This window comes from Streptomyces sp. NPDC093261, from assembly GCF_044753645.1.
Lineage (GTDB): Bacteria > Actinomycetota > Actinomycetes > Streptomycetales > Streptomycetaceae > Streptomyces.
This window is the reverse complement of the sequence record NZ_JBIVNO010000017.1, coordinates 163,397-188,854: the sequence shown is the minus strand read 5'-3', so window position 1 is coordinate 188,854 and position 25,458 is coordinate 163,397. Positions and strand designations below refer to the sequence as shown.

23 protein-coding genes are annotated in these 25,458 nt (G+C 72.6%); 9 read left to right on the top strand and 14 right to left on the bottom strand.

Annotated features, from left to right (window positions below):
- Together ACIP94_RS29535 and ACIP94_RS29530 are read right to left on the bottom strand one after the other, a co-directional pair.
- Positions 1 to 702, bottom strand: a 702-nt coding sequence (locus ACIP94_RS29535) for a maltotransferase domain-containing protein (RefSeq protein WP_402432188.1), incomplete at its 3' end; no start/stop codon positions are given.
- Positions 703 to 860: 158 nt separating this feature from the next.
- Positions 861 to 1,196, bottom strand: coding sequence for a DUF5133 domain-containing protein (locus ACIP94_RS29530; RefSeq protein WP_402432185.1), 336 nt, complete (start codon positions 1,194 to 1,196; stop codon positions 861 to 863).
- Positions 1,197 to 1,521: 325 nt separating this feature from the next.
- On the opposite strand from ACIP94_RS29530, the gene ACIP94_RS29525 reads away from it, so the two are divergent.
- The 3 genes from ACIP94_RS29525 to ACIP94_RS29515 all read left to right on the top strand — a co-directional run bounded on the left by ACIP94_RS29525 (position 1,522) and on the right by ACIP94_RS29515 (position 4,428).
- Positions 1,522 to 2,055, top strand: coding sequence for a pep a2 (locus ACIP94_RS29525; protein ID WP_402432182.1), 534 nt, complete (start codon positions 1,522 to 1,524; stop codon positions 2,053 to 2,055).
- 208 nt (positions 2,056 to 2,263) lie between these two features.
- Entirely contained in the window at positions 2,264 to 3,667 is a 1,404-nt protein-coding gene (sthA, locus tag ACIP94_RS29520; RefSeq protein ID WP_402432179.1) for a Si-specific NAD(P)(+) transhydrogenase, read from the top strand.
- Positions 3,668 to 3,807: 140 nt separating this feature from the next.
- Positions 3,808 to 4,428, top strand: a complete 621-nt coding sequence (locus ACIP94_RS29515) for an L-threonylcarbamoyladenylate synthase (RefSeq protein ID WP_402432176.1) — start codon at positions 3,808 to 3,810, stop codon at positions 4,426 to 4,428.
- 24 nt (positions 4,429 to 4,452) lie between these two features.
- On the opposite strand, the gene ACIP94_RS29510 is transcribed toward ACIP94_RS29515, so the two are convergent.
- The 3 genes from ACIP94_RS29510 to ACIP94_RS29500 all read right to left on the bottom strand — a co-directional run bounded on the left by ACIP94_RS29510 (position 4,453) and on the right by ACIP94_RS29500 (position 8,573).
- A complete protein-coding gene (locus ACIP94_RS29510; protein WP_402432173.1) occupies positions 4,453 to 4,995 on the bottom strand; it encodes a hypothetical protein in 543 nt (180 codons plus the stop codon).
- A gap of 175 nt (positions 4,996 to 5,170) precedes the next feature.
- A complete protein-coding gene (locus ACIP94_RS29505) occupies positions 5,171 to 7,540 on the bottom strand; it encodes a glycoside hydrolase family 65 protein (protein ID WP_402432170.1) in 2,370 nt (789 codons plus the stop codon).
- 157 nt (positions 7,541 to 7,697) lie between these two features.
- Positions 7,698 to 8,573 carry a universal stress protein gene (locus ACIP94_RS29500; RefSeq protein WP_402432220.1) on the bottom strand — a complete coding sequence of 292 codons (876 nt, stop codon included), beginning with the start codon at positions 8,571 to 8,573 and terminating at the stop codon, positions 7,698 to 7,700.
- Positions 8,574 to 9,158: 585 nt separating this feature from the next.
- Between ACIP94_RS29500 and ACIP94_RS29495 the strand changes: the two genes are divergently transcribed.
- Both ACIP94_RS29495 and ACIP94_RS29490 read left to right on the top strand, forming a co-directional pair.
- On the top strand, positions 9,159 to 9,614 hold the full coding sequence (locus ACIP94_RS29495; RefSeq protein WP_402432167.1) for a Crp/Fnr family transcriptional regulator: 456 nt from the start codon (positions 9,159 to 9,161) through the stop codon (positions 9,612 to 9,614).
- A gap of 10 nt (positions 9,615 to 9,624) precedes the next feature.
- A complete protein-coding gene (locus ACIP94_RS29490; RefSeq protein ID WP_402432164.1) occupies positions 9,625 to 10,278 on the top strand; it encodes a CBS domain-containing protein in 654 nt (217 codons plus the stop codon).
- Between the two features lie 46 nt (positions 10,279 to 10,324).
- Here ACIP94_RS29490 and ACIP94_RS29485 read toward each other — a convergent pair whose 3' ends face one another.
- From ACIP94_RS29485 to ACIP94_RS29470, 4 genes are all read right to left on the bottom strand, one after another.
- Positions 10,325 to 10,924, bottom strand: a complete 600-nt coding sequence (locus tag ACIP94_RS29485) for a hypothetical protein (protein ID WP_402432161.1) — start codon at positions 10,922 to 10,924, stop codon at positions 10,325 to 10,327.
- Positions 10,925 to 11,036: 112 nt separating this feature from the next.
- Positions 11,037 to 11,765 carry a CBS domain-containing protein gene (locus tag ACIP94_RS29480; protein ID WP_402432159.1) on the bottom strand — a complete coding sequence of 243 codons (729 nt, stop codon included), beginning with the start codon at positions 11,763 to 11,765 and terminating at the stop codon, positions 11,037 to 11,039.
- A 52-nt stretch (positions 11,766 to 11,817) separates the two neighbouring features.
- Positions 11,818 to 12,492: a helix-turn-helix domain-containing protein gene (locus tag ACIP94_RS29475; RefSeq protein ID WP_402432156.1), complete on the bottom strand. Its 675-nt coding sequence runs from the start codon at positions 12,490 to 12,492 to the stop codon at positions 11,818 to 11,820.
- A 19-nt stretch (positions 12,493 to 12,511) separates the two neighbouring features.
- Positions 12,512 to 13,582 (bottom strand): zinc-dependent alcohol dehydrogenase family protein, encoded by a 1,071-nt coding sequence (locus ACIP94_RS29470; RefSeq protein ID WP_402432154.1) that lies wholly within the window; start codon positions 13,580 to 13,582, stop codon positions 12,512 to 12,514.
- Positions 13,583 to 13,846: 264 nt separating this feature from the next.
- Here ACIP94_RS29470 and ACIP94_RS29465 point away from each other — a divergent pair, with 264 nt between their 5' ends.
- Positions 13,847 to 14,236, top strand: coding sequence for an STAS domain-containing protein (locus tag ACIP94_RS29465; protein ID WP_402432151.1), 390 nt, complete (start codon positions 13,847 to 13,849; stop codon positions 14,234 to 14,236).
- A 437-nt stretch (positions 14,237 to 14,673) separates the two neighbouring features.
- Here the strand turns inward: ACIP94_RS29465 and ACIP94_RS29460 are convergent, their stop codons facing one another.
- From ACIP94_RS29460 to ACIP94_RS29450, 3 genes are all read right to left on the bottom strand, one after another.
- The gene (locus ACIP94_RS29460) at positions 14,674 to 17,055 is read right to left on the bottom strand and encodes a phosphoketolase (RefSeq protein ID WP_402432149.1); all 2,382 of its coding nucleotides are present in this window, start codon (positions 17,053 to 17,055) and stop codon (positions 14,674 to 14,676) included.
- A gap of 77 nt (positions 17,056 to 17,132) precedes the next feature.
- Positions 17,133 to 18,038 carry a universal stress protein gene (locus tag ACIP94_RS29455; protein WP_402432147.1) on the bottom strand — a complete coding sequence of 302 codons (906 nt, stop codon included), beginning with the start codon at positions 18,036 to 18,038 and terminating at the stop codon, positions 17,133 to 17,135.
- A gap of 207 nt (positions 18,039 to 18,245) precedes the next feature.
- Positions 18,246 to 19,157: a universal stress protein gene (locus ACIP94_RS29450; RefSeq protein ID WP_402432217.1), complete on the bottom strand. Its 912-nt coding sequence runs from the start codon at positions 19,155 to 19,157 to the stop codon at positions 18,246 to 18,248.
- Positions 19,158 to 19,502: 345 nt separating this feature from the next.
- Between ACIP94_RS29450 and ACIP94_RS29445 the strand changes: the two genes are divergently transcribed.
- Positions 19,503 to 20,204 carry a response regulator gene (locus ACIP94_RS29445; RefSeq protein WP_402432144.1) on the top strand — a complete coding sequence of 234 codons (702 nt, stop codon included), beginning with the start codon at positions 19,503 to 19,505 and terminating at the stop codon, positions 20,202 to 20,204.
- A gap of 52 nt (positions 20,205 to 20,256) precedes the next feature.
- On the opposite strand, the gene ACIP94_RS29440 is transcribed toward ACIP94_RS29445, so the two are convergent.
- Positions 20,257 to 21,990: a GAF domain-containing protein gene (locus ACIP94_RS29440; protein ID WP_402432141.1), complete on the bottom strand. Its 1,734-nt coding sequence runs from the start codon at positions 21,988 to 21,990 to the stop codon at positions 20,257 to 20,259.
- 259 nt (positions 21,991 to 22,249) lie between these two features.
- Here ACIP94_RS29440 and ACIP94_RS29435 point away from each other — a divergent pair, with 259 nt between their 5' ends.
- Positions 22,250 to 23,416 (top strand): AI-2E family transporter, encoded by a 1,167-nt coding sequence (locus tag ACIP94_RS29435; RefSeq protein ID WP_402432214.1) that lies wholly within the window; start codon positions 22,250 to 22,252, stop codon positions 23,414 to 23,416.
- 171 nt (positions 23,417 to 23,587) lie between these two features.
- Complete coding sequence (locus ACIP94_RS29430) at positions 23,588 to 25,117, top strand: N,N-dimethylformamidase beta subunit family domain-containing protein (protein ID WP_402432139.1); 1,530 nt, start codon at positions 23,588 to 23,590, stop codon at positions 25,115 to 25,117.
- Between the two features lie 19 nt (positions 25,118 to 25,136).
- On the opposite strand, the gene ACIP94_RS29425 is transcribed toward ACIP94_RS29430, so the two are convergent.
- Positions 25,137 to 25,418, bottom strand: a complete 282-nt coding sequence (locus ACIP94_RS29425) for a hypothetical protein (protein WP_402432136.1) — start codon at positions 25,416 to 25,418, stop codon at positions 25,137 to 25,139.
- Positions 25,419 to 25,458: the final 40 nt, after the last annotated feature.

Below are 25,458 nucleotides of genomic sequence, written 5' to 3'. Positions count from 1 at the left end.
CCCATGCGGCCGCTCCACCGTCCCCTCCGACCGCGGAAAGAACTCGTACCACGACCCGAACAACGCCCGCTCCCGCTCCACCAGCAACGGCAACGCATCCGACGACGTCACCAACTCCCGCAACGGAAACCGCCCCAACACCTCATCCACCTCAGGAGACAGGGCGGCGGCGAGCCGGGCGACCGGCGGCCGGGATTCGTCGCGCAGGGCGCGGACGGCCGCCCGGACCGTCTCCCGTCGCGGTCCCTCCGGCACTCCGGCGGCGGCCCGCTCGTACAGATCGGCGCCCTCCTCCAGGACCAGGGCGACATCGATGCGGGAGGGGACTTTGATCTGTGCGTGCCGCCGCCAGGTGGTGACCGGATCGGCCCACGCCTCCACGGCGTACGTCCAGGTGCCGGTGGACGTCGGGGTCACCTCGGCGCCCCACCGGTCCGATCCGGGTTCGAGTTCACGCATCGGCGTCCAGGGACCGGGATGGCCCTCGGGGTCCCTGAGCACGACGTCGGCGCCGATCGCTCCGTGCCCTTCGCCGAAGACCGTGGCGGTGACCTGGAAGGTCTCACCCACCACCGCCTTGGCCGGATGTCTCCCGCCGTCGACGGCGGGCCGCACGTCCACGATCGGGATGCGCCCGGTCACGGGCCGCACGCCGCCGGTGACAGGGTTGTTCGCGTCCCGCTGCGTGGACTGCGGTTCCATGGACTTCGCCTCCTCCGCCGTTCTCGTGATTCGGGGTGAGCGCCGGCGCTGTGGTGTTCGCTTCTGGGGTGTTCGCCTCTCGGGTGTTCGCCTCTCGGGTGTTCGCCTCTCGGGTGTTCGCCTCTGGGGTGTTCGCTTCGGACTTCGCACCAGGTCGGCTAGGCGTTCGCTGACGGTGCGGGACAGCTTCCGGGTGCGGTCCGCTCACGAGGGTCGCGCGGTTCTCGCGGATCGTGCCGTTCGCGGGGGTCGCGCGGGCCGTACGGGTCACGCGGAGCGCCCAGGGCTCGCTGCTGACGGGGGTTCAGATACAGCTCGGCGGCGTCGACGGCCTCGCGTGCGCATCGCTTCCCCATCAGCACGCACAGTGTGTAGCCGGTGCTCTCGAAGTTGCCGCGGACGGCGCGGTTGTCGGGAGAGGCCAGCATCAGTCGCTCCCAGGCCCGGTACCGCTCGAGATGGCGGGCGACCTCGGCTCTGGCCGGCTTCAGCATGGCGCGGTCACCTCCCACTCTCGGCACTGAGCACGGTTCCGGAGGGTTCCCGGGGGCACCGTCCGGAGGGTGCGCGAAAGCCGTGCACGGAGCGGGGGTGATCCGTTACGGCGATCGAGACCTTCACCCATGGTGCACGGTGCGCCACAAAGCGTCCTGTTCAAACTTGAACTACCGTCACGGGTGTGCTTCGTGTTGCACGAATGGAGTAGTGCTCTCACTCTGGGACTGACTCAGAAGCGATGAGTGCTCACGCTTCGTAATCGGGGTCGGCCCCCTGGGCCGGAGGAGGAGCGAGAGCTTCGCGGGTGAGGAGCCAACGACAATGAAGACCGCAGCACCCTGCTACTACCACCTCGACGTGGAACTCAGCCCGGAGCGCATCGGGCAGGTCCGGCGGATTCTGGCCGCCCATCTCCGGTACTGGGACCTCGAGATACTCGTAGAGCCCGTATGCCAGTGCACCGACGTGCTCCTGCGCACGATCGACCGGCACGCGGCGGACAAGAACACCACGATCGAGATGTGGTGGAACGGGCAGCACCTCATCACCGCGGTCCAGGACGCCGAACGGGACATCCGGCCGCACTACGCGCCGAGCGGCTGTCTGACGCAGATCGCGGCGCTGAGCAACGGCTGGGGCTACTGCGCCACCGCCACCGGCGGCAAGATCGTCTGGTTCTCGCAGCGAGCCCGGTCCGGCGACCGTGCCCCCCTCGTCCCGGTGGCGCCCGCGCCGAGCCTGCGCGAGACCCGCCCCCTGCCCCGCGCCCTGCCGCTGCCGGCGGTGGCCGCGCGGCGGGACCAGGAGGAGCCCTCGGGCGGGCAGCAGCCGGAGCCGGCCCTGGTGGGCGCCTAGCGCCCGCGGGCGGTCCGTGTGTGCGCCCGGCGAGCACCCAGCCCATGGGTGGCGCACGCACGGCCGCCGCTGAGGGCCACCGCCGCAGACGCCGCCCCGCTCACGGGGCAACTGCCCTCCTCGGAAGTCCACTTGCCAGAGTCGTCATGGCGGCTTCCCGCCAACTCGGCTCTTTCGGCCAAGGGGTCGGTGCTGTCAGACTCCGGACGTGCCCGACTTCGACATGCTCGTCATCGGATCCGGACCGGGTGGCCAGAAGGCCGCCATCGCGGCGGCCAAGCTCGGCCGCCGGGTCGCCGTCGTCGACCACCCCGACATGGTCGGCGGGGTCTCCATCCACACCGGCACCATCCCCTCCAAGACCCTGCGCGAGGCCGTCCTGTATCTCACCGGCCTCACCCAGCGGGATCTGTACGGGCAGAGCTACCGGCTCAAAGAGGACATCACCGTCGCCGACCTGACCGCGCGCACCCGGCACGTCGTCGGCCGCGAGGTCGATGTCATCCGCAGCCAGCTCTCCCGCAACCACGTCTTGCTCTTCACGGGGACGGGACGGTTCACGGACCCCCACACCGTCGCCGTACGCGAAGTGTCGGGCAACGAACGGCTGTTGAGCGCCGAGCACATCATCATCGCCACCGGTACGCGGCCCGCCCGGCCCGCGAGCGTCGAGTTCGACGGCCGGTCGATCATCGACTCGGACAACGTCCTGGACCTGGAGCGGGTGCCCCGGTCGATGGTCATCGTGGGAGCGGGTGTGATCGGCATGGAGTACGCCTCCATGTTCGCCGCCCTCGGCAGCAAGATCACGGTGGTCGAGAAGCGGCCCGGAATGCTCGACTTCTGCGACGTCGAGGTGATCGAGTCGCTGAAGTACCACCTGCGGGACCTGGCCGTGACCTTCCGCTTCGGGGAGACCGTGGCGGCGGTCGAACGGCACCCCAAGGGCACCCTCACCGTCCTGGAGAGCGGCAAGAAGATCCCCGCCGACGCCGTGATGTACTCGGCCGGGCGTCAGGGCATGACCGATGAACTCGACCTCGGCAAGGCGGGTCTGACCGCCGACGCGCGCGGCCGGATCAGGGTCGACGAGCACTACCGCACCGAGGTGGGGCACATCTACGCCGTCGGTGACGTGATCGGCTTCCCGGCACTCGCCGCGACCTCGATGGAACAGGGCCGTATGGCGGCGTACCACGCCTGCGGCGAGCCCGTGGACGAGATGACCGCTCTCCAGCCGATCGGCATCTACACCATCCCGGAGATCAGCTTCATCGGGCGGACGGAGGATCAGCTCACCGAGGACCGCGTGCCGTTCGAGGTCGGCATCTCCCGCTACCGGGAGCTGGCCCGGGGGCAGATCATCGGCGATTCGCACGGCATGCTCAAGCTGCTGGTCTCCCCCGAGGACCGCACCCTGCTCGGGGTGCACTGCTTCGGCACCGGGGCCACCGAGCTGATCCATATCGGACAGTCGGTCATGGGGTGCGGCGGCACGGTCGACTACCTGATCAACGCGGTCTTCAACTATCCGACGCTCGCGGAGTCGTACAAGGTCGCCGCGCTCGATGCGACCAACAGGATCCGGCAGATCGACCGGCTCAAGGACTGACGGCTCGGGAACCGATCGCGGACCGCCGGGGGGATGGCGGAGGGGCGAGCGCGGGTGCGTTGCGCCGCGCGGATGACCTGTGCGGGGGGCGAAGGGTCCCCGCATGGACAGCACGGCCCCGGGTGATCGAGACTCGGCGGATGGCCAGGTACTACGACGTTCATCCAGACAACCCCCAGCCGCGCGCGATCGGCCAGGTCGCCGACAGCATCCGTGACGGCGCGCTGGTGGTCTATCCCACGGACTCCTGCTTCGCGCTCGGGTGCCGGCTGGGCAGCCGCGACGGCATCGACCGCATTCGCGCCATCCGCCATCTCGACGACCGTCACCACTTCACACTCGTGTGCCAGGACTTCGCGCAACTGGGTCAGTTCGTGCACGTCGACAAGGACGTGTTCCGCGCGATCAAGGCGTCGACGCCGGGCAGCTACACCTTCATCCTGCCCGCGACCCGCGAGGTGCCGCGCAGGCTGCTGCATCCCAAGAAGAAGACGGTCGGCGTCCGGATTCCCGACCACGTGGTGGCACAGGCGCTGCTGGCCGAACTGGGCGAGCCGATCCTGTCCAGCACCCTGCTGCTGCCGGGTGAGGAGGAGCCGATGACCCAGGGCTGGGAGATCAAGGAGCGGCTCGACCACATGGTGGACGCCGTGGTCGACTCCGGCGACTGCGGTACGGAGCCGACGACGGTCATCGACTTCTCCGGCGATGAGCCGGAGATCGTACGCAAGGGAGCGGGCGACACCTCGCGGTTCGAGTGACGGGCGGCCGTCGGGATCAGCCGGTCACCGCATCCCCGACCGGGCTCGCTCGTCGGCGGGTTCGCCACGCAGCCGGCGCACCAGGGAGTCCCGGTGCAGTCCGGCGAGCGCGGCCAGCAGGTCCGGGTGGCGCAGCAGCGGAGCCGCGCGGCGGTCCCGCTCGCCGGGATCGGTGAGCCTGCGGAAGTCGAACACCAGGCCCGCCGTGTGGTCGCTGGTGTCCAGCGCGGCGACCGCGTCCCGGGCGAGGGACGGGGCGGTCAGCAGGGTGGCCGCCCAGCTCGCGACCACTTCGTCCACCCAGGTCCGCCAGCCCGCGTCGCTCTCGTCGGCGACCGCCGCGTCGGATCCGGTGAGCCAGTCCAGGCGGGCGGAGCCGCCCGGCCCGACGAGGGCGACGAGGGCGGCGTCGGAGACGGTGGGGTAGCGCAGCCAGGCGGCGACCATCACGGCCTGGGACGCCTGGGCCTCGGCCAGGGCGGCGTCCAGGGCTCCACCGGTGCCCGGGTAGGAGCGCAGCAGCCACTGTGTGGTGGCGGCTATGACGGGGGACAGGTCGGCTGACATTCGCGTCACCCTACCCATCGGGCGAATGGGTGAAAATGGTGCGCATCACATCCGGGACAGGCCGTGGGAACGCGCGGCGGTCCCTGCGGGCGGCCCCGGCACTCGGCACCCGGGCGCCTCGCCCCGTCTGCCGCACGCGACCGCACACTCCCGCCGGCCGGCGGAGATCGTCCGTTCACTCCGGGAGCGGCAGTTCGCGGGTCTCCCCCGGCTGGACGCAGACCCCGCGGTGCGGCAGCCGGACGTCGATGGGGTCGCGGTCGGACGAGGGCACGGTGATCTCCAGTCGCCCCCGCTCCAGCCGCAGCCGTACGCCCCAGTGACCCCGGTAGCGCACGGCGAACTCGTACGACGACAGTTCCGGCAGCGGCGCGGGGTCCAGCCGGAGCGCGCCGCCGCGGGTCTCCAGTCCGGTCAGTCCGCGCTGGACGAGGTCGAGGGTGCCCGCCATGGCGCCCAGGTGGATGCCCTCGCCCGTGGTCCCGCCCTGGAGGTCGGCGATGTCACCCCGCAGGGTCTCCTGGCAGAAGGCCCACGCCCCGGCACGCCGGGCCCGGGCCAGCACCCATCCGTGGACCAGGCCGCTGAGCGTCGATCCGTGGCTGGTCCGCGCGAGGTAGTAGTCGACCGTGCGGCGCCAGAGGTCCTCGTCCAGCCGATGACCCAGACGGCCGAAGATGCGCCGGAGTTCGGACGGTGAGAAGAGGTATCCCAGCATCAGCACATCGGCCTGCTTGGACGCCCGGTAGCGGTTGACCGTGTCGCCCTCGGCCTCCAGGATCCGGTCGAGGCGCCGGATGTCTCCGTAGCGCTCGCGGTAGCCGTCCCAGTCGAGTTCGGCGAGGTCGGCGTAGCCGTCGAACTGGCTGATGACATCGTCGTGGAACGGCAGGTGCAGCGTGCGCGAGACGTCCTCCCACCGGTCGAGTTCGCCGCGGTCGAGGCCGGTGCGCTCGACCAGTTCGCGCCGCCGGGGTTCGGGCAGGAGGCGCAGTACCTCCAGAGCGCGTTCCAGCACCCAGGCGGCGGTGACATTGGTGTACGCGTTGTCGTCGAGGCCGGGTTCCCGGGCGCCGGGGTAGGCGTCGTGGTACTCGTCGGGGCCGACCACACCGCGGATGCGGTGCCGCCCGAGGCGCTCGTCGTGCGTGGCCGAGTCCGCCCAGAAGCGGGCGATCTCCAGCAGCATCTCGGCGCCCTTGGTGTGCAGGAACTCGGCGTCGCCGCTCGCCTCGCAGTACTGCCACACGTTGTACGCGACCGCCGATCCGACATGCCGCTGGAGCCGGGAGTGGTCGGGCAGCCAGCGCCCCGAGAGCGGGTTGAGGTGCAGTTCCTGGGTCTCCTCGCGCCCGTCGCTGCCGCTCTGCCACGGATACATCGCGCCGCGCCGGCCGCTCGCGCGTGCCGCGGCGCGGGCGCGGTCGAGCCGCCGGTGGCGGTAGTGCAGCAGGGCCCGGGACACCTCGGGGAAGTGCAGGTTGAGATACGGCAGGACGAAAAGCTCGTCCCAGAAGACATGCCCGCGGTACGCCTCCCCGTGCAGGCCCCGGGCGGGCACGCCCACATCGAGGTCGGCGGTGTGCGGGGAGAGCGTCTGGAGGACGTGGAAGAGGTGCAGCCGCAGGACGTGGCCCGCCTCCCCGGGAACCTCGAGCGCGGCCCGGCGCCACAGTTGCCTCCAGGCGGTGCGGTGTCCTTCGAGCAGCCCCTCGAAGCCGGGTGCCGCGCCCACCCGGTCGATCGCGGTGCGCAGTGGGTCGCTGATCGCGGGGTCGCGGGAGGTGTGCAGGGCCACGGTCTTGTCCACGGTCACGGTCCGGCCGGGCGCCAGGTCGAGCAGCAGGCGCTGGACGGCGCGGGGGAAGGTGTGGTGGGTGGTGGCCGGGGCGCCCGCGGTGAGCCGGGACGCCAGGCCGATCCGGATGTCGGAGGTACGGGTGCGGCAGCGCAGCCACACCGTGTCCGGGGCGTGGGTGCCGGTGTGGATGTGGGTGAGATGGCGGCCCTCGAGTTCGCGGTAGCGCGCTACGCCCGCATTGGTGACACCGCCGTCGAGCGCGGCCTCCACCTCCAGGGCGACGGCGCCTCCCTCGGCCGTGAACTCGCTGCGCAGGGCGGCGAGATGGGGGTCGGCCATGTGCACCAGGCGCTGCTGGCGCACCGACAGTGTGCGTCGGCCGTCGAGCGCGTATCGGGTGTGGCGCTCCAGCAGTCCGTCGGACAGGCGCAGGACCTGGCGGTGCTCGAGCACGGTACCCGTGTCCGGGGTGAGCCACCGCTGTCCGGCGAGGCGGAAGCGCAGCGGCAGCCAGTTCGGGAGGTTGACCAGGTCCTCGTTCTCGACCCGGCGCCCCGCCCGGTGCGAGGTGAGCCGGTTGTAGCAGCCCGCCACATACGTGCCCGGGTAGTGCACCCGGTCCGCGGAGCACTCGGGGAAGGCCCCACGGGTGGCGAAGTAGCCGTTGCCCAGCGTGCACAGGGACTCCCTCAGCCGCTCGTCCTGGGGATCGTAGCCCTCGTACTGCCAGGTCCAGCCCGTCACTGCGGCGTTCCTCCCAGGTGGGGCATCCGGCGTCGGGACGACGGCGTGGGCACCGTTGCGGCACCAGTCTCGCCCGGCGGCCGGTCCCGGTGCGCGGCCCACGCCGACGACGCCGGCGAAAGGCGCGCCCGGCACCGCGGCCGCGGGGAGCGTGGAATCACTCGTGCTGCGGCACGATCGCGACCGGGCACTCCGCGTGGTGCAGCAGCGTATGGCCCACCCGGCCGAGCTGGAGGCCGAGGTGGCCCTTCCTGCGCCGCGCGCCGATGATCACGAGATCGGCCGCCGCGGAGCGCTTCAGCAGCACCGTGCGGGCCGCCCCCTCGGCCGTGGCGGGCCGCACCCGGACGACCGGGTGGGCGGCCGCCTGGCCGCGCAGCAGGGCGTCGAGCAGCAGGGACGCCCGCTGCTCGTGGAGACGTAGCGGTACCCCGGCGGGCGCGGAATGGTCGGTGCTCTCGTGCGCCGGCCGGCGCCAGGCCCGTACGACATCGAGGACGCAGTCGCGGGCCTCGGCCTCGCGGAACGCGAACCGCACCGCCTCGGCCGTCGAGGCGGGGTCCCCGGCCCCGAGCAGGATCCGTTCGTGCGCACCGGCCAGCCCGGCCCGGTCGCCGCGGACGACGATCACGGGACAGTGAGCCCGCGCGGCCACGGACAGGCCGACCGAGCCGAGGAGCAACCCCTTCAGTCCGCCGCGGCCACGGGATCCGGTGACCAGGGCCGCCGCGCTGTGGCTCTCGTGCAGGAGCGCGGACACCGCGTCCTCGGGCAGGACGTCCGTGGAGACCCTCACCGCGGGATCGCGCCGCCGGGCACGGTCGGCCGCCGCCTCGACCACGTCGCCCACCTTCGCCTCCTCGGACCGCTGCTCGGAGTCGCCCGACGGTGACCCGCCTTCGTAGCGTTCCCACAAGGAGGCGTACACCAGCCGCAGCGGCAGCCCGTGCCGCGCCGCCTCGTCCACGGCCCAGTCGACCGCGGTGAGACTGGGCTCCGATCCGTCGACGCCCACGACCAGGGGCAGTTCCATCCTTTCCACCGCCTTCCGCCGGGCTGCGGCGGTGCGCAGCACGGAGCGTCTCCTATCACCATCGCACCAAGGACCGGTTCGGCATCAGGGCCCACGCGGTCTTCTTCGGGGACGTAGGGCCCTGCCGCCCAGCCCTGGCGGTTCCGCCGCTCGCGTGGTGTCCTGAAGGAGACGGGAAGGGCCCGGAAAAGACGCGGAGCAGCGGCTCCCGGCCGTGCACCACGCAATCAGGATCCGCGAGAAGCGGATGGGGTCCTTCCCGCCTCGTCATGGCGTGCCGGTGGAGCCGCCGGACGGCCCGGACGGCCGGGGTCGGGCCGGGCGACGAGCGCGGACGCGCGCCCCGTGAGGAGCACACGCCCCCGTCCGGACCGCGCGGCAGACGTCCTCGGGGTCGTTCGGCCCCGCGCCGGGGCCGAACGACCCCCCGCCGGGACCGGGCGGCCCGTGGCGCGGTACGCGGTGCACGACCACGCTGAAGACAGGAATTCCACGGTCTGCCGCAGGGCGCGGGAGGAGGCCGCCGCGCCCCGCGAAGGACTCGCGCACCGGCCCCCGGCGACCGGATTGAAAGGACAGGGAGCGATGACCTCTGCCACCACCATGACCGCGGCCCTCCCGGCCGAGCACCGCGAACGCCTGATGCAGCTCGCCCGCCAGGTCTCCTTCCCGGAGGGAACCCGTCTGTTCGAGGAGGGCCGGCACGCCGACCGGTTCTGGATCGTCCGGACCGGCACCGTGGCGCTGGACCTTCATGTGCCCGGCCGCCGGGCCCCCGTCATCGAGTCGCTCGGCCACGGTGAACTGGTCGGCTGGTCCTGGCACTTCACCCCCCATGTGTGGCAGCTGGGCGCCGAGGCCATGACCCCGGTGCGGGCCTACGAGTTCGACGCGGTGACCGTGCGGTCCATGTGCGACGCGGACCCCGAGTTCGGCCGCGCCATCGCCGTCTGGGTCGGCCGTGTGCTCGCCCACCGGCTGCACGCGGCCCGCACCCGGCTGCTGGACCTCTACGCCCCGTACGGCAGCGGAGAGCACTGAGGAGGACACCGTGACCGGCAGTCCGCAGCGGGTCGATGACGTGATGACCCGCGCCGTCGTCGCCGTCGGCCGTGACGCCCCGTTCAAGGACATCGTCGACCTCATGGACCGGTGGAACGTCAGCGCCCTGCCCGTGCTGGAGGGCGAGGGCCGCGTGGTCGGTGTCGTCTCCGAGGCCGATCTGCTCCCCAAGGAGGCGGTGCGGGAGCGCGACCCGGACCGGTACGCCCAAGCGCACCGGCTGTCCGAGGCGGCCAAGGCGGACGCGGTGTCGGCGGGCGAGCTGATGTCCTCGCCTGCGATCACCGTCCACCCGGACAGCAGTCTCGCCCAGGCCGCCCGGATCATGGCCCAGCGCAGGATCAAGCGGCTTCCCGTCGTCAACGACGAGGGCATGCTCGAAGGCGTCGTCAGCCGGGCGGACCTCCTCAAGGTGTTTCTGCGGCCGGACGACGACATCGCCGACGAGGTGCGGCGCGACGTCGTCGACGTCCTGTTCCCGGCCCCGGTCGAGCCCATCCACGTCATGGTGACCGAGGGCGTCGTCACGCTCACCGGCACGGTCCGGGACACCCTCCTGATCCCGGTGGCGGTGCGCCTGGCCCATGCCGTCGAGGGCGTGGTCGACGTGGACTGCCATCTGTCCGGGACCGACCGGGAGTGACGCGGCCCGCCTGCGCTCAGCGGTCCGCTCGGGCCGGCCGGTCGTGTCAGCCGGTCATCCTGCGCCACTGCGGGCCGATCCACTCCCACTCCCGGTCCCATGCCTCCAGGCGCCGGCGGTCCAGGCGCCCGCGCAGCAGCCGTCCGCAGACCAGCACCCCGGCCGCGGCGCTCATCCCGGCCAGCGTCCCCACGACCCGGGCCTGCACGCGCGCCTGATCCTCGGTCGCGGGCAGGGAGACCAGCTCGCCCGACGGGTCCGTCCACACGGTGACCGCGGTGCCCGCCCTGGTGCCGGGCTCGACCTTGACCAGACCCGTGTGCGGCGAACCGGAGGCGCTCCAGCGCGCCTTCGCCCACATGCCGCCGTCGCCGTACCGGGACAGCGCCCCCGGCGTCCGGTCCGCGTCCTGCGTCAGGACGGCCCGGGCCGCGTGGGAACGGGCGCGATGCGCGGCGAGTGCCTGGTCCACGACTCCCGCCGCCGCCCGGCCCCCGAGCACGCCGGCCAGGAGCACGAACGCCCAGATGGCGAGGACCAGCCACGCTTCCAGCCGGTCGCTGCGGCGCCGCAGCGGATTGCGCCGCCATCGCCACAGCCAGGCGCCCGTCCCCCACGTCCCCCTGATACGTCCTGTCGCTGCCATCGGCCGTCACCTTCTTGCCGCGTGCCACGCAACCGTCTTCTCCGTACCCCGAAACCGCCTCGCGCGTGAGCCGCGACCATGAGACGCCCCTGGACGTCACGGGCCGGTGTTGTCACGGGATGCTTCCGGCGCCCCGGGCCCCGTGCCCGTGCATCACGTCGTCCCCGGGCAGATCGGGGTCGAGATCCGGGCGGCGGGGCGGACCCGCGAGCGCGCAGTCCACGTCCACCACGCCCTCGACGCCCCGCACCAGGCGCGACACCACGGGCACGAGCGAGGTGTCCGGGATGCGCCCGGTGAGCCTCACGACCCCGTTGCACACCTCCACACGGACCGGCTCGGGCGGGGCAGGGAACAGGTGGGCGACGATCTCGTCGCGGACCTCCTCGGCGATGTCGGCGTCCTCCCGCAGGAACACCTTGAGCAGGTCGGAGCGGCTGACGATGCCGAGCAGCGCGCCATCCTCGCTGACGACGGGGAGCCGTTTGACCCCGGACCGGGCCATCGTCCGGGCTGCCTGGCCGAGTGTCGCGGTGGCGGCGACGGTGACGGGCGGGGCGGTCATCAGCTCCTGGGCGGTCACCGCACCGGCCTTGACCAGGTCGGACAGCCGCTCCAGACGGGACTGCCGGTCATGGTCGCTGTCGCGGTACTCCTCCTTGCGCAGCAGGTCCGCCTCGGAGACGACGCCGACGACCCTGTTCTCCTCCTCCACCACGGGCAGGGCGCTGACGTTCCACCGGCGCATGGCCTTGACGATGTCCTTGAACGTCGCCGCGCGGTCCAGCGCGACGACCCTGCGGGTCATGACGTCGCTCACGAGGCGCGGGGTGCCGTGCATGGTGTCCTCCGGTGGTGTCGAGGCGGGGACAGGGTGACCCACCGCACCCGGGTCATACGGTGATGCGCCGCCCGGTGATGCTGAGGGTCTCGATCCGGATCCAGAGGTCCCGTTGCCCGCCCGCCCACGGCTCGCTGGACGCCTGCTCCTCCAGCCGTCGTACGGAGTCGGGATCCGTCACCGTGCTGGCGTGCCCGCGCACCAGGACGCTCCAGCCCTGGCTGAACGCGGCGTCGATGCGGTCCACCTCGAAGGCCACCTGGGTGCCGGACGCCTGGGACGGCACGGTGCCCGGGGCCGTTCTGAAGACGACGGCGCCGTCGATGACGCCGTAGTTCACGGGGACGATCTCCGGGCCCGAGACGGTCGGCACCGCCAGGCGTCCCACACCGTGCGACGAGAGCAGGTCACGGCACTCCTGGATGGCCATCTCGGCGAACTTCGGGTGCCCCGTGGCCTGTCCCAGGCCGGGTGGCAGCTCGACGTCGCCGCCGGTCAGCTCGAGCACCGTGGTCTCGAGCGCTCCGGCCAGCCTGAGCAGCGTGCTCACGCCCGGTGCGGCGGTGGGCTGCTCCTCCAGGTACTGCAGATAGCTGGGGGCCATGCCCGCCCGGGCGGCCGCTTCGCACCGGGACAGACCGAGTTCCTCTCGCCGCAGCGCGAGCCTGCGCCCTAGAGCGCCCGCGGGATGGCCTTCCGTTGTGTTCAACGATCCCTGTACGGCCATGGCCCGTCACTCCTTCTCCTCACGCCGCTCGTACGGCGACGACTTCGTGCTGCTGCCCGCCGAGTACCACCTTGAGTGCGCCGGTGTCGGCGCCCCGGCCGAAGACGTCGTAGGCCTCCTCCATGTGGTCCAGCGGGAAGGTGTGGGTGATCAGGGAGGAGGTGGGCAGCCGGCCGGCGGCCGCCATCCGCAGCAGCGTGGGCGTGGAGTAGGTATCGACCAGACCGGTGGTGAGGGTGATGTCCTTGCTCCAGAGTTCCTCGAGGTGCAGGGTCACGGGCCTGCCGTGGACGCCGATGTTGGCCACGTGTCCGCCGGGGCGCACCATGCGTGTGCACAGCTCGAAGCTTTCCGGCGCGCCGACCGCCTCGATGACCACGTCGGCGCCGAGCCCGTCGGTGAGGTCCGCGATCAGCTGCTCGGGGGCTTGGCCGGCGTCGGCCAGGGCGTCGGCGCCGAGCTGCTTCGCGGCGTCCAGCCGAGTCGCGGCCACGTCCACGGCGACGATGCGCTCGGGGGCGAACAGTCGGGCCGTGGCGATCGCCGCGAGCCCGATGGGCCCGGCTCCGACGACGGCGACGGTGTCCCCGGGGCGTACACGCCCGTTGAGCACCCCCACCTCGTAGGCGGTGGGGAAGATGTCCGCGAGGAGCACCGCGTCCTTGCTGTCCACGGTGCCGGGCAGCGCGTGGAGGGACAGGTCCGCGTAGGGGACCCGGACGTATTCGGCCTGGGTGCCGTCGATCAGGTGGCCGAGGATCCAGCCCCCGCCGCCGCGGCACTGGCCGTACGTCCTCTCCCAGCAGTAGCCGCACCTCCCGCAGGCGGTGATGCAGGAGACCAGGACGCGGTCGCCGGGCCCCACGGTGTGCACATCGTTGGCGGTCTCGACGACCTCGCCGACCGCCTCGTGGCCCAGCACGGTACCGGGGCGCGTCTCGGGCACGTCGCCCTTGAGGATGTGCAGGTCCGTCCCGCAGATGGTGACGGTGTCGACGCGCACGATCGCGTCGGTGGGGTCCTTGATGTCGGGATCCGGGACCTCCTCCCAGGCGGCCTGTCCGGTGCCGTGGAAGACGAAGCCCTTCATGGCGATCCTCCCTTCCTGTTCCCCGGGCCGGCCTCGGTCCGGGGACTCTCGGAAGACGTGGGGCCGGACATCCGGCAGGATGCGGACATTGCCCTTCTCTACAGCTTGTCCTATCCTCCCGCGATTCGCTCGGGCCGGACGGCCCCGATCGCGGGGATCTCGGTGCGTCTCCCCCCGGTGACACCGCGTCCTTCCCTTTCGGCCCCGGTCGATCGGGACCGAACGGCCCTATCGGGGGCCGGCTCCTTCCGCTTGGCTCGTGGCATGTACGAAGTGCAGTCCGGGTCGTCCTCGGAGGACCCCGGACACACGGGCGGCAAAACGGCCGTCGTGCGGCTGCACGGCGAGATCGACCTCCTCGCGGTGCAGGCCCTCGGCCCCCGGTTGGACGCGCTGACCTCCGGGCCGCGGCCCGATCTCGTACTCGATCTGCGCCCGGTCTCCTTCCTCGACTGTTCCGGGCTGGGCCTGCTGTGCCGGGTGCGCAACCGCGTCCTCGCGCGGGGCGGCCGGCTGCGGCTCGTCGTCGACGGCACCCGGGTGCTGCGGGTGCTGCGCCACGCCCGGCTGGCCGGCGCCTTCGACATACACCCCGGCGTCCCGGAGGACGTCTTCCCCGCCTCCGGCCCGGACAGCGCCGCCGCGGCGGGCTGATCCCGGGTGCGCGGTCCTCCAGACCGAAGCCTCCTCGGCCACCCGCGGCGAAGAACTCCTCGGCTGCCCCGTAGAACTCCTCGCCCCGGCCGCTTCCGCGCCCCACCCCACCGAACACCGCAACGCCTACGCTCACAACCGGCAGGTCCGCCCCGTGGGCGCCGGACTCGGCCGGCACGGACCGCGCAAGGACGGACACCGGCCTCGCCTTCGGGATCAGCGGCCGCAGCCGCCATCTGCCGCAGCCGCGTGCGGCGGCCGAGGACGAGGAGCCCGGACGCGGCCTCGCCGACGGCTGGGGCGTCCGCCCACGGGCGAGGGGAAGACGACCTGGTTCGGTCTCACGGTGTGACGCCGACGGCGGTTCAGCCTCACGGTGTGACGCCGGCCCCGTGGAGCCCGGCGCCATGCCGCCGGCCGTCTTCCCCTCTGGGTCGTCAGGACGCCCACGTCCAGTCGGCGACCTCGGGCAGATCGGTGCCGTGCTCGCGGATCCAGGCGTCGTGGCGGGTGCGGACGTCGGCCATCTGCTGGCGTACGGCGGCGGCGCGGACCGCGAGCCCGGGGACGCGGTCGATGACGTCCATGACCAGCCGGTAGCGGTCGAGGTCGTTGCGGACCACCATGTCGAACGGGGTGGTCGTGGTGCCGGCCTCCTTGTAGCCGCGCACATGCAGATGGCGGTGGCCGTTGCGGCGGTAGGCTAGGCGGTGGATCAGCCACGGGTAGCCGTGGTACGCGAAGATGACCGGCTTGTCGGCGGTGAAGAGGCCGTCGTACTCGAAGTCCGTCATCCCGTGAGGGTGTTCCTCGTGCGGCAGCAGCCGGGTCATGTCGACCACATTGACCACTCGGACCGCGAGCTGGGGCAGATGGCGGCGCAGCAACTGGGCGGCGGCCAGCACCTCTTGGGTGGGCACGTCGCCCGCGCAGGCGAGGACCACGTCCGGCTCGCCGCCGTTCTCGGTGCCCGCCCACTCCCAGATGCCGGCGCCGCGGGCGCAGTGGACGCGGGCCTGGTCCATGGAGAGCCAGTCGAAGCAGGGCTGCTTGCCCGCCACGATGACATTGACGTAGTCGCGGCTGCGCAGGGCGTGGTCCGCGACCGACAGCAGGGTGTTGGCGTCCGGGGGCAGATAGACGCGGACGACCTCGGGGCTCTTGTTGAGGACGTGGTCGACGAAGCCGGGGTCCTGGTGGGAGAAGCCGTTGTGGTCCTGGCGCCACACATGGGAGGTGAGCAGGTAGTTGAGGGAGGCGACGGGGGCGCGCCAGGTCAGCCGCCTCGATGTCCTCAGCCACTTGATGTGCTGGTTGACCATGGAGTCGACGATGTGCACGAAGGCCTCGTAACAGGAGAACAGCCCGTGCCGGCCGGTGAGGAGGTAGCCCTCCAGCCAGCCCTGGCAGAGGTGTTCGGAGAGGATCTCCATCACCCGGCCGTGCCGGTCCAGGTGTTCGTCCACCGGGAGTATCCGGGCCTGCCAGGCCTTGCCGCTGGCACCGAACACGGCCTCCAGCCGGTTGGAGGCGGTCTCGTCGGGGCCGACCAGGCGGAAGTCCCGCCGGGCGGTGGTGTCCTTCATGATCCGTTCGAGCAGTCCGCCGAGGACCCGGGTGGGCTCGTGCAGGCTCATGCCCGGCTTGTCCACGGGCACCGCGAAGCCGTCCAGACCGGGGATGGGCAGCTCGCGGACGAGCAGCCCGCCGTTGGCGTACGGGGTGGCGCCCAGCCGGCGGTCGCCCGAGGGCACACAGGCCAGGACGTCGGCGCTGGGGCGGCCGTCGGCGTCGAACAGCTCCTCGGGCCGGTACGACTTCAGCCACGCCTCCAGTTGCCGGAGGTGCTCGGGGTTCTCCCGGACACCGGCGAGCGGCACCTGGTGGGCCCTCCAGGTGCCCTCGACCGGCACGCCGTCCACCTCCGCCGGTCCGGTCCAGCCCTTGGGGGTGCGCAGCACGACCATCGGCCAGTGCGGGCGCTCGGGCACTCCCTCCTCGCGGGCGGTGCGCTGGAGCAGGGCGATGCGGTCCAGGGCCTCGTCGAAGGCCGCGGCGAGGGTGCGGTGGACCTGGCGGGGGTCGTCGCCGGCGACGTGGATCGGCTCGTGGCCGTATCCCCGCAGCAGCGCGTCGAGTTCGGGCTCCGGGAGCCGGGACAGCACGGTCGGGTTGGCGATCTTGTATCCGTTGAGGTGCAGGATCGGCAGCACCGCGCCGTCGTGCACCGGGTCGAGGAACTTGTTGGAGTGCCAGGAGGCCGCCAGCGGTCCGGTCTCCGCCTCGCCGTCGCCGATCACACAGGCCACCAGCAGATCCGGGTGGTCGAACGCGGCTCCGTAGGCGTGGGCGAGAGAGTAGCCCAGTTCGCCGCCCTCATGGATCGAGCCCGGCACCTCCGGCGCGACATGGCTCGGCACGCCACCGGGGAACGAGAACTGGCGGAACAGCTTCGCCATCCCCTGCGCGTCCCGGGTCACATCCGGGTAGGTCTCGCTGTAGCTGCCCTCCAGCCAGGAGTTGGCGAGCACGGACGGACCGCCGTGCCCGGGCCCCCAGATGCACAGGGCGTCGAGGCCGCGCGCCGAGATGACCCGGTTGAGGTGGGTGTACACGAGGTTGAGCCCGGGCGAGGTGCCCCAGTGGCCGAGGAGCCGTGGCTTGATGTGCGCGGGGCGCAGGGGCTCGGTCAGCAGCGGGTTGGACATCAGGTAGATCTGGCCCGCGGCAAGGTAGTTGGCGGCTCGCCAGTGGGCGTCCAGGGTGCGCAGTTCCTCGTCGGTCAGCGTGGTGCCGGTCTGCTGGTCGGCCTGGGGCATCGGTGACTCCACAAGTCGTCAGGGGGGTGCTCGGCGAGCGGACGGAGCGGCGTGGTCGCCGATGCGCCCGGAGGTGGTCAGTCGTGGGGGACGACGGCGACGGGGGCGGTGGCGTGGTGCAGGACGGCGTGGGTGACGGAGCCGATATGGGTGCCGAGCGGCCTTCGGCGGATCCGCCGGCCCACCACCACGAGCGACGCCTCCCGAGAGGCATCGGACAGCAGACCGGCGGCGGTACCCATCCGGGACCGCTCGACCACCTCGACCGCCGGATACTTCTGCCGCCAGGCACCCAGCGCCTCGCTCAGGGCGACGGCCCGGTCCCTCGCGTACTCGTCGTACGGGTCGACCCCGGCGGCCATGGCGTCGACGGAGGTGAACGGCATGTCCCAGCCGTGCACGACGTGCAGTGCGGCGGCGCGATGCGCTGCCTCCTCGAAGGCGAACCCGATCAGCGACGCGTCCGGGCCGCGGACGTCGAGACCGAGGACCACGGGGCGGAACGGGGCGGCCGCGGACGGGATCCCCACGGGATCCATCTCGTGTTCGTCGGCCGACTGCTCCCCGGCCCGGACCAGGACCACCGGCCGTACGGCGTGGGCCACGACGGCGAGCGACACCGAGCCGACCAGGAATCCGCCGACGCCGCCCAGTGCGCGCGAGCCCAGGACGAGCAGCTCGGCGTCCTCGGCCGCCCGCAGCAACACCTCGGTGGGCCGTCCGACGTGGTGTTCGGCGGTCACCGCGACGCCGGGGTGCCGCAGGCGCAGCCCGTCGGCGGCCTCGCGGGGGATCGTCCCGGTCCAGTGCTGCTGTGTCTCGGCGCCGAGCAGCGGGGCCTCCATCAGAGGATCGGGGGCCGGCTCCCGGACGTGGACCAGTGAGAGCGGCAGTCCGCGCAGCTTCGCCTCGCGGGCGGCCCACTCGGCGGCGGCCCGGCTCTCGGACGAGCCGTCGAGGCCGACGATGACGGGGCGGGGCATGATCTCCACCTCCTGAATCGTGGATCCGGGGGCTTTCCGGCTCCGCTGCCAGCGTCGTGCCGCGGAGGCCGTGCGGTGCAGGGGCCGCAAGTCCCCGGCAGGGGCCGACCGGCCCCTGGGGGGCCGGTCGGCGAACTTGGCCGAGTACCCCAGGCACCCGCTTCCGAACCGGTCGCCGGCCGTCCGGCGACCCGCCCGCGAGCCCGTTCAGGTGTGCGGGACGACCGCGACGGGACAGTCGGCGTGGTGGAGCACCGCATGGGTGACGGCGCCGATGAGCGGACCGAGACGGCGGGTGTCCCGCGTCCGGCGCCCCACGACGAGGAGGGAGGCGCACGCCGAGGCATGTACGAGTTCGGCGGCGGGCCGCCCCTCGGTGACGGTCTCGGTGACCCGGACCCGGGGAAACTTCTCGCACCAGGGGCGGAGGGCCGCCACCACGAGGTGTTCCCGCTCGGCGACGGGTTCCCCGGCGCGTGCCGTGTCCGACCGCCCGTAGGCGCCGTAGGCCGACACGGCGCCTAGGGCGTGGATCACGCGCAGCCCGGCGCCACGGCGGCGGGCGGACTCGAAGGCGAACCCGATCAGCTCGTCGCCGGGGTGCTCGGTGTCCAGTCCGAGGACGACATCGCGGTAGGGGGTCTCCGGTATCTCGTCGGGCGAGACGCCGTCCAGGGCTGGCAGGTGCTCATGGGCGGAGGCCTCACCGGCGCGGACGAGCACCACGGGCCGTGGCGACCGGGCGACGACATGCTGGGACACCGAACCGAGCACGAAGCCCGCGATCCGGCCGAGGCCACGGGATCCGAGCACCACTACCTCCGACTCCTCGGCGGCCGCGAGCAGGACGGTCACCGGGGAGTCGGGCAGCAGTACGTCCTCCACGCGCAGGCCGGGGTGTGCGGCCCGCACGCTGGCGACCGACCGCCGCAGGGCACGCTCGGCGGCGCGGAGCCGGCCGGTGTCGACGGGGACGGAGGACCCCGGCCCCGGCTGTCCGTGCCAGGCGTGCACCAGGCGGAGCCCGGCGCCGCGGCGCAGCGCCTCCCGGGCGGCCCAGTGGGCGGCGGCGAGGCTCTCGGCCGATTCGTCGACTCCCGCGGTGACATGCTGAGCCATGGTGCGCACCTCCAGCGCCTCCGGCGTGCGGGCCGTGGTGCCCTCCGGGTCGAGCCTCGCCCGGGTGCGGGTGGCGTGCGCAGAGGCCGCTCGGACCTGCCCGCGGGCCGGGCGGTCCCGGGACCGGGGCGGGGACACGGACTCACGCTGCTCGCCCGACGACCAGCATGCTCCGCGCGCTGCCCGCCGACCACCGGGAGAAACCGCGGCGGACCGCCCACGAGGCCGTCACCGGGGTCCGGGAGCAGTGGGCCGGTCGGCCCTAGTGCTTCCGGCCCCCGTGGGCGAAGATCGTGGTCGCGGGCGTCCGCAGCCCGTCCCTGGCACGGAGAACGAGAGGTCCCGATGGCCGAGGCACGCACCTTCACCGAGGAGCACCCCATCCGGGTCTTTCTGCTGGACGACCACGAGGTCGTCCGACGCGGCCTGGCCGACCTGCTGGATGCCGAACCCGACATCTCGGTGGTCGGGGACGCCGACACGGTCGAGCACGCGCTCTCCCGCGCCCCGGCGCTACGGCCGCATGTCGCCGTCCTCGATGTGCGTCTGCCGGACGGCGACGGCATCGGCGTCTGCCGCGAGTTGCGCAGCCGGATGCCGGAGCTGGCCTGTCTGATGCTGACCTCCTTCGACGACGAGGACGCGCTGCTCGACGCGATCATGGCCGGGGCCTCGGGGTATGTGCTCAAGCAGATCAAGGGATCCGACCTGGTCTCGGCGGTGCGCACCGTCGCCTCCGGGCAGTCGATGCTCGATCCCGCGACCACGGCACGGCTGATGCGCTCGCTGCGCGCCGACCCCGCCGAGCAGCCGCCCGTAGCCTCCGAACTGGCGAGCCTGTCGCCGCGTGAGCTGGACATCCTCGCGCTGATCGGTGACGGGCTCACCAACAGGGAGATCGGCAAGAAGCTCTATCTGTCGGAGAAGACGGTCAAGAACCACATCTCCCGGCTGCTCGCCAAGCTGGGAGTGCAGCGCCGGGTCCAGGCCGCGGTGCTCGCCTCCCATCTCACGCCGCCGGAGTCCGGGAACGGCCCCGCCCGGTGAGCCGGAGGCCCCGGCACCGCCCGGTGAGGTGACCGCCGGGCCCGCCGGGCCGTCAGTCCCGCGGTGGCCGTGCCGGGACGGTCCACACCAGCCGTGTCCCGCCGCCCTCGTGGCGTTCGCCGACCGTGAGCGTGCCGCCCAGGGCGACGGCCCGTTCCTCCAGGTTCCGCAACCCGCTGCGGCGAGCGTCCCGCGGGACCCCGCAGCCGTCGTCGGTCACCGTGAGCGTCAACTCGCCCGCCGTGAGCCGCAGGTGCACATCCACGGCGCCCGCCCCGGAGTGCCGGGCCGCGTTGCTCAGGGCCTCGCCGAGGACGGCGATCACATGGTCGGCCGTGTCGTCGGGGACGTCGGTGTCCACGAGGCCCTCGATCCGCAGCGCGGGGGTGAAGCCGAGGGGGGCGGCCGACGCCGTCACCGTCGTCGATACCCGGGCGCGCAGACCGGTCTGCTCCTTGGCCTGGCCGCCATGGGTGCGCAGCCCGAAGATGGTCGACCGGATGATCTTGATGGTCTCGTCCAGGTCGTCGACGGTCCGGGACAGCCGTTCGGCGGCCTCGGGGTGGTCGACGAAGCGCTGGGTGCTCTGCAGTGTCATCCCGGCCGCGAACAGCCGCTGGATGGCCAGGTCGTGCAGGTCGCGGGCGATACGGTCGCGGTCCTGGAGCAGCGCGATCTGCTCGGCGTCCCGGCGGCGCTCGGCCAGCTCCAGCGCGAGCGCGGCCTGCCCCGCGAACCCGAGCAGGGGACCGGCGTCGGTGTCCGTGAACGGGGTACGGCCTGCCATGCGTCCGAGCATCAGCACCCCTAGAGACTTGCCGCTGGCCACCAGGGGCACGCCGAGCACGGGCCCGAGTCCGGTCCACAGGTCCGAGTCCCGGCTGATCCGGACGTCCTTCTGGATGTCGGCGCTGACGACCGGCTCCGCCGTGCTCAACGCGGCCTCCACGAACCCGTCCTGCCCGGACACCACGAGGCCCCGGCGGCGCTCCGCCTGCGAACCGACCGCGAGCAGCGGCCGCAGCACGGTCTCCCCGGAGACCCGCTCGGCGATCATGCCCACGTCGGCGGAGACGATCCCCAGCGCCTGCTCGACGATCATCTCCAGGACCTCCGGGCCCGGGGCACCGGACAGCAGGGCACTGGTGACCTGGGCGCTCGCCCTGAGCCAGCGTTCGCGCAGCCGCGTCTGCTCGTACAACCGGGCGTTGTCGACGGCGACACCGGCGGCCACCGCCAGCGTGGACAGCACCGCCTCGTCCTCGGCGTCGAACTCCGCGGCGCCGCGCTTCTCGGTCAGATAGAGGTTCCCGAAGACCCGGTCGCGCACCCGGATGGGCGCACCGAGGAAGGAGTGCATCGGGGGATGGTGGGGCGGGAAGCCGTAGGAGGCCGGGTGCTCCGAGATCTCGGCGAGGCGCAGCGGCTCGGGATGCCGGATCAGCTCTCCGAGGATGCCGTGCCCGCTGGGCAGCGCTCCGATCTCCGCCCGCTGCTCCTCGCTGACGCCGACGGTGTGGAACTCCGAGAGCATGCGGTCGTCACCGATCACGCCCAGCGCGCCGTACTCGGCGTCCACGAGGACCACGGCCGCCTCGACGATGCTCCGCAGCACCTGGGGCAGGTCCAGTTCCCGTCCGACGGAGAGGACGGCCTCCAGGAGGCGGTGCACCCGGTCCTGGGCGCCACGCGCCGCGTCGATGCGGGCCTGGAGCTCGTCCAGCAGCTCGTCCAGCCGCAGTTTGGGCAGGTGCTGATCCGACCGCCTCGGCCCTTCGCCGCTCATCATTGCCTCCGACCGCGCGTCACGCAGAAAAGGTGCGGACCGCCAGCGCCCCCTTAGGCCCTCACGATACTGGCTGAGGGCCTGACCGAGCAGCGCCACTGACGCAAAGTGACACCTTGGCCAGGCACCTTCACCCAGGGAACCGTCGCCGCCGGGCGGGCGCGTTGCACCCGATCACCGCCCGTTATGCACCTTAATGTGCTAGTGAGATGACCACATGGGCTGTGGAGATCACCACGGCCGGGACACGGGAGACGCGGTGGCGCATACGGGCGGTCCGGCGAACAGGCCGGGGCGAGGGCGCAGGACGGGTGCCGTCGTGCTGGGCAGCCGGCCGTCGCAGTCCGTACGCGTGCGGCGCACCCCGGCCGCATCCGTCACGGCGGCCGAGCGCACGGTCCCCTGGCTGCGCGTCACCGCCGCCTACGCCTGGCGTCTGATCCTCGTCGGGATCGTCGTCTACGGCGTCTTCACCATCCTGGGACGCTTCCAGCTCATCGCCGTGGCTCTGTTCCTGGCACTCGTCATCACCTCGGTGCTGCGGCCTCTCACCGACCTGCTGAGCCGTTGGCTCCCGCGTTCCCTGACCGTCGCCGTCTGCCTCGTCGGCAGCATCCTCGTCCTCTTCTCCGTTCTCGCCCTGGTGGGCGACGCGGTGGCGGGCGAGTCGGCGAAGCTGGCCGACGAGTTCCGCGGCGGCATCCGGCAGATCGAACGCTTTCTGGAACGGCCGCCGTTCCGGCTCAGCCCCCGCAAGCTCTCCGATCTCCAGCAGCAGATCGTCTCCTATCTGTCCTCCCACCGGGCCATGCTGCTGAACAACGCCGTCAGCGGCCTCGGCAGGATCGTGGAACTGGTCACCGGAGGCGCGCTCGCGCTCTTCTCCTCGGTTTTCTTCCTCCACTCCGGCGAGCGGCTGTGGCGCTGGACGCGTGAGCAGTTGGTGCCCCGGACGGCGCGAGGGGCGTGGGACCGGGCGGGGCACGCGGCCTGGCACACGTTCGCCGGGTACACCCGGGGCATCATCATCGTCGCCGCCACCAACGCCGCGCTCGTCGGCGTCGCCCTGTTCCTGCTGCGGGTGCCGCTGGCGCTTCCGCTCACCCTGCTGGAGTTCTTCGCCACCTTCGTGCCGCTGGTCGGCTCGCCGGTCGCGCTCGCCGTGGCCACGGTGGTCGCCCTGGCGGGCCGCGGCCCGCTCACGGCCGCGGCCGTGCTGCTGCTGATCGTCGTCATCGGCCAGATCGAGGGACATGTGCTGCACCCCCTCGTGATGAGCTGGGCCGTCCGTCTGCATCCGCTCGTCGTCGCCGTGTCCGTCATCGGGGGCAGCATCGTCGCGGGCGTCATCGGGGCCGTCGTCGCCGTCCCGTTCATCTCCGTCGTCTGGGCGGTGCTCAAGGCGCTGCGGCCCGCACCCTCGTAGCGCCCGGGAGCCCCTGCGCGGGGGCGGCCACCACCGTGCTGTGCCACGCTGGCCGGGAGGAGGCGAGGGGCATCGGCCGACACCACGGGAGGCGATGTGGGCCCCGACGAGCCGAGCAGGGCGGAACAGGGAGAGCACCAGCACCAGCACCGAAGCCGGGAACGCGAACACATGTGCGGCCTGAGGCGCAGGCACTTCCTCGGAGTGTGCGCCGGCCTCGGACTCGCCTCGGCCGCCGCCCGCGATCCGGCTCCTTCCGCGCACCGGAGCCCCCAGAGGACGGCTTCCCACCGACCCGAGGCCGAACGGGACCGCCCGGGGACCGCCGACTGGCGTGTGCGCTCGGCGGGTCCCGCCCCCGCTGTCGCCGGTTACGCCGACCGGGTGAGTGTGACGCCGGGCGAGGAGTGCGGTCTGTATGTGTCGACGACCGCGTCGTCCTTCCGTGTCTCGGCCTTCCGCATCGGCTGGTACGGCGGGGCCGGCGCCCGGCTCGTCTGGGCCTCCGAACGCGTACCGGGGCGTGTGCAGGCCGGCCCCCGTCTGCTGTCCGGCACCCGCACGGTCCGCGCGGACTGGCAGCGCACCCTGACGGTCGGCACCGAGGACTGGCCGGAGGGCGCGTACCTGCTGCGGCTGGAGGCGGACAACGGTCACCAGCGCCATGTCCCGCTGATCGTGCGCTCCATCGGGGGCGCGGGCCGGACCGTGCTGGTGCACGCCCCCACCACCTGGCAGGCGTACAACCGGTGGGGCGGCCACAGTCTCTACGAGGGACCCTCCGGCGCGTACGCCACCCGGTCACTGGCCGTCAGCTTCGACCGGCCCTACGACTCCGACGGCGCAGAGAAGTTCCTGGTGTACGAGCGCGCGGCGGTGGTCCTGGCCGAACGCCTCGGCATCCCCCTCGCCTACACCACGGGCCCGGACGTGCACCGCGACCCGGGGGTGCTGAGCGGCGCGGCCGCCGTCGTCAGTCTCGGGCACGACGAGTACTGGACCCCCGAGCAGCGCCGGCACATCACCGAGGCCCGGGACGCCGGCACCAATGTCGTCTTCCTCGGCGCCAACACCTGCTTCCGCCGGGTCCGCCTCGAACAGGGTGAGGCACGGCCCGGACGCACGGTGGTCTGCTACAAGACCGACGTCCGCGCCGACCCCTGCTACAGCTCCCGTCCCGCCCTGGCGACGACGGACTTCCGCCAGGCTCCGTCGCCCGACCCCGAGTCGTCGCTCACGGGCGTGCTCTACGACGGCTATCCGACGGACGCGGCGTACGTTGTCCAGGCGGCCGACCACTGGCTGTACGAGGGAACGGGCGTACGCCCCGGGGATGGCTTCGACCACCTGGTCGGGGTCGAGTACGACCGGGTCACCCCGGGGGCGCCAGTCCCCGAACCCCTGGAGATCACGGCGCACTCGCCGCTCGTGTGCGGCGGCCGGCGCAGCCACAGCGACTCGGCCTACTACACGGTCCCGAGCGGCGCCGGCGTCTTCGCGACCGGCACCATGCGCTGGGTGGAAGCCCTGATGGCCGGGACTCCCGGCGACGGCCGCGATCACGGGATGGACGCCCGCACCGGCGCCTTCGTGACCCGTACGACGGAGAACCTCCTGCACGCCTTCGCGCTCGGCCCCGCCGCACAGCACCGCCCCGCGCCCCGCCCGAACGCCGACGAGATCTACCGGGGCGACGGCTGAGGGACTGGCGGGGGCCGGGTCACCATGCTCCCCGCCGGACCGGATGGCGGCGGAGCCGTCCGGCGGCGGTACGGAGCAGCGACGGCACGAAACTGACGCCCCGGGAGACCATGATGGCGGCGACGTTCTCCCGGGCCAGACAGATCAGGTCGGCCTCCAGGCCCACCGGGACCGGAGTGACGGGCACGACGAAGGCGCGCAGCCGGTGTGCTCCGCCATGGTCGCTGACGGCGACCACCGCGACCTCGCCCACCGCCGGATGCGTCCGCAGCCCGGGACGCGAGATCGTGCACCTCGCCACGGGTCCAGCAGCGGTGGCGCTGGTGGAAGGCGGGCCGCCC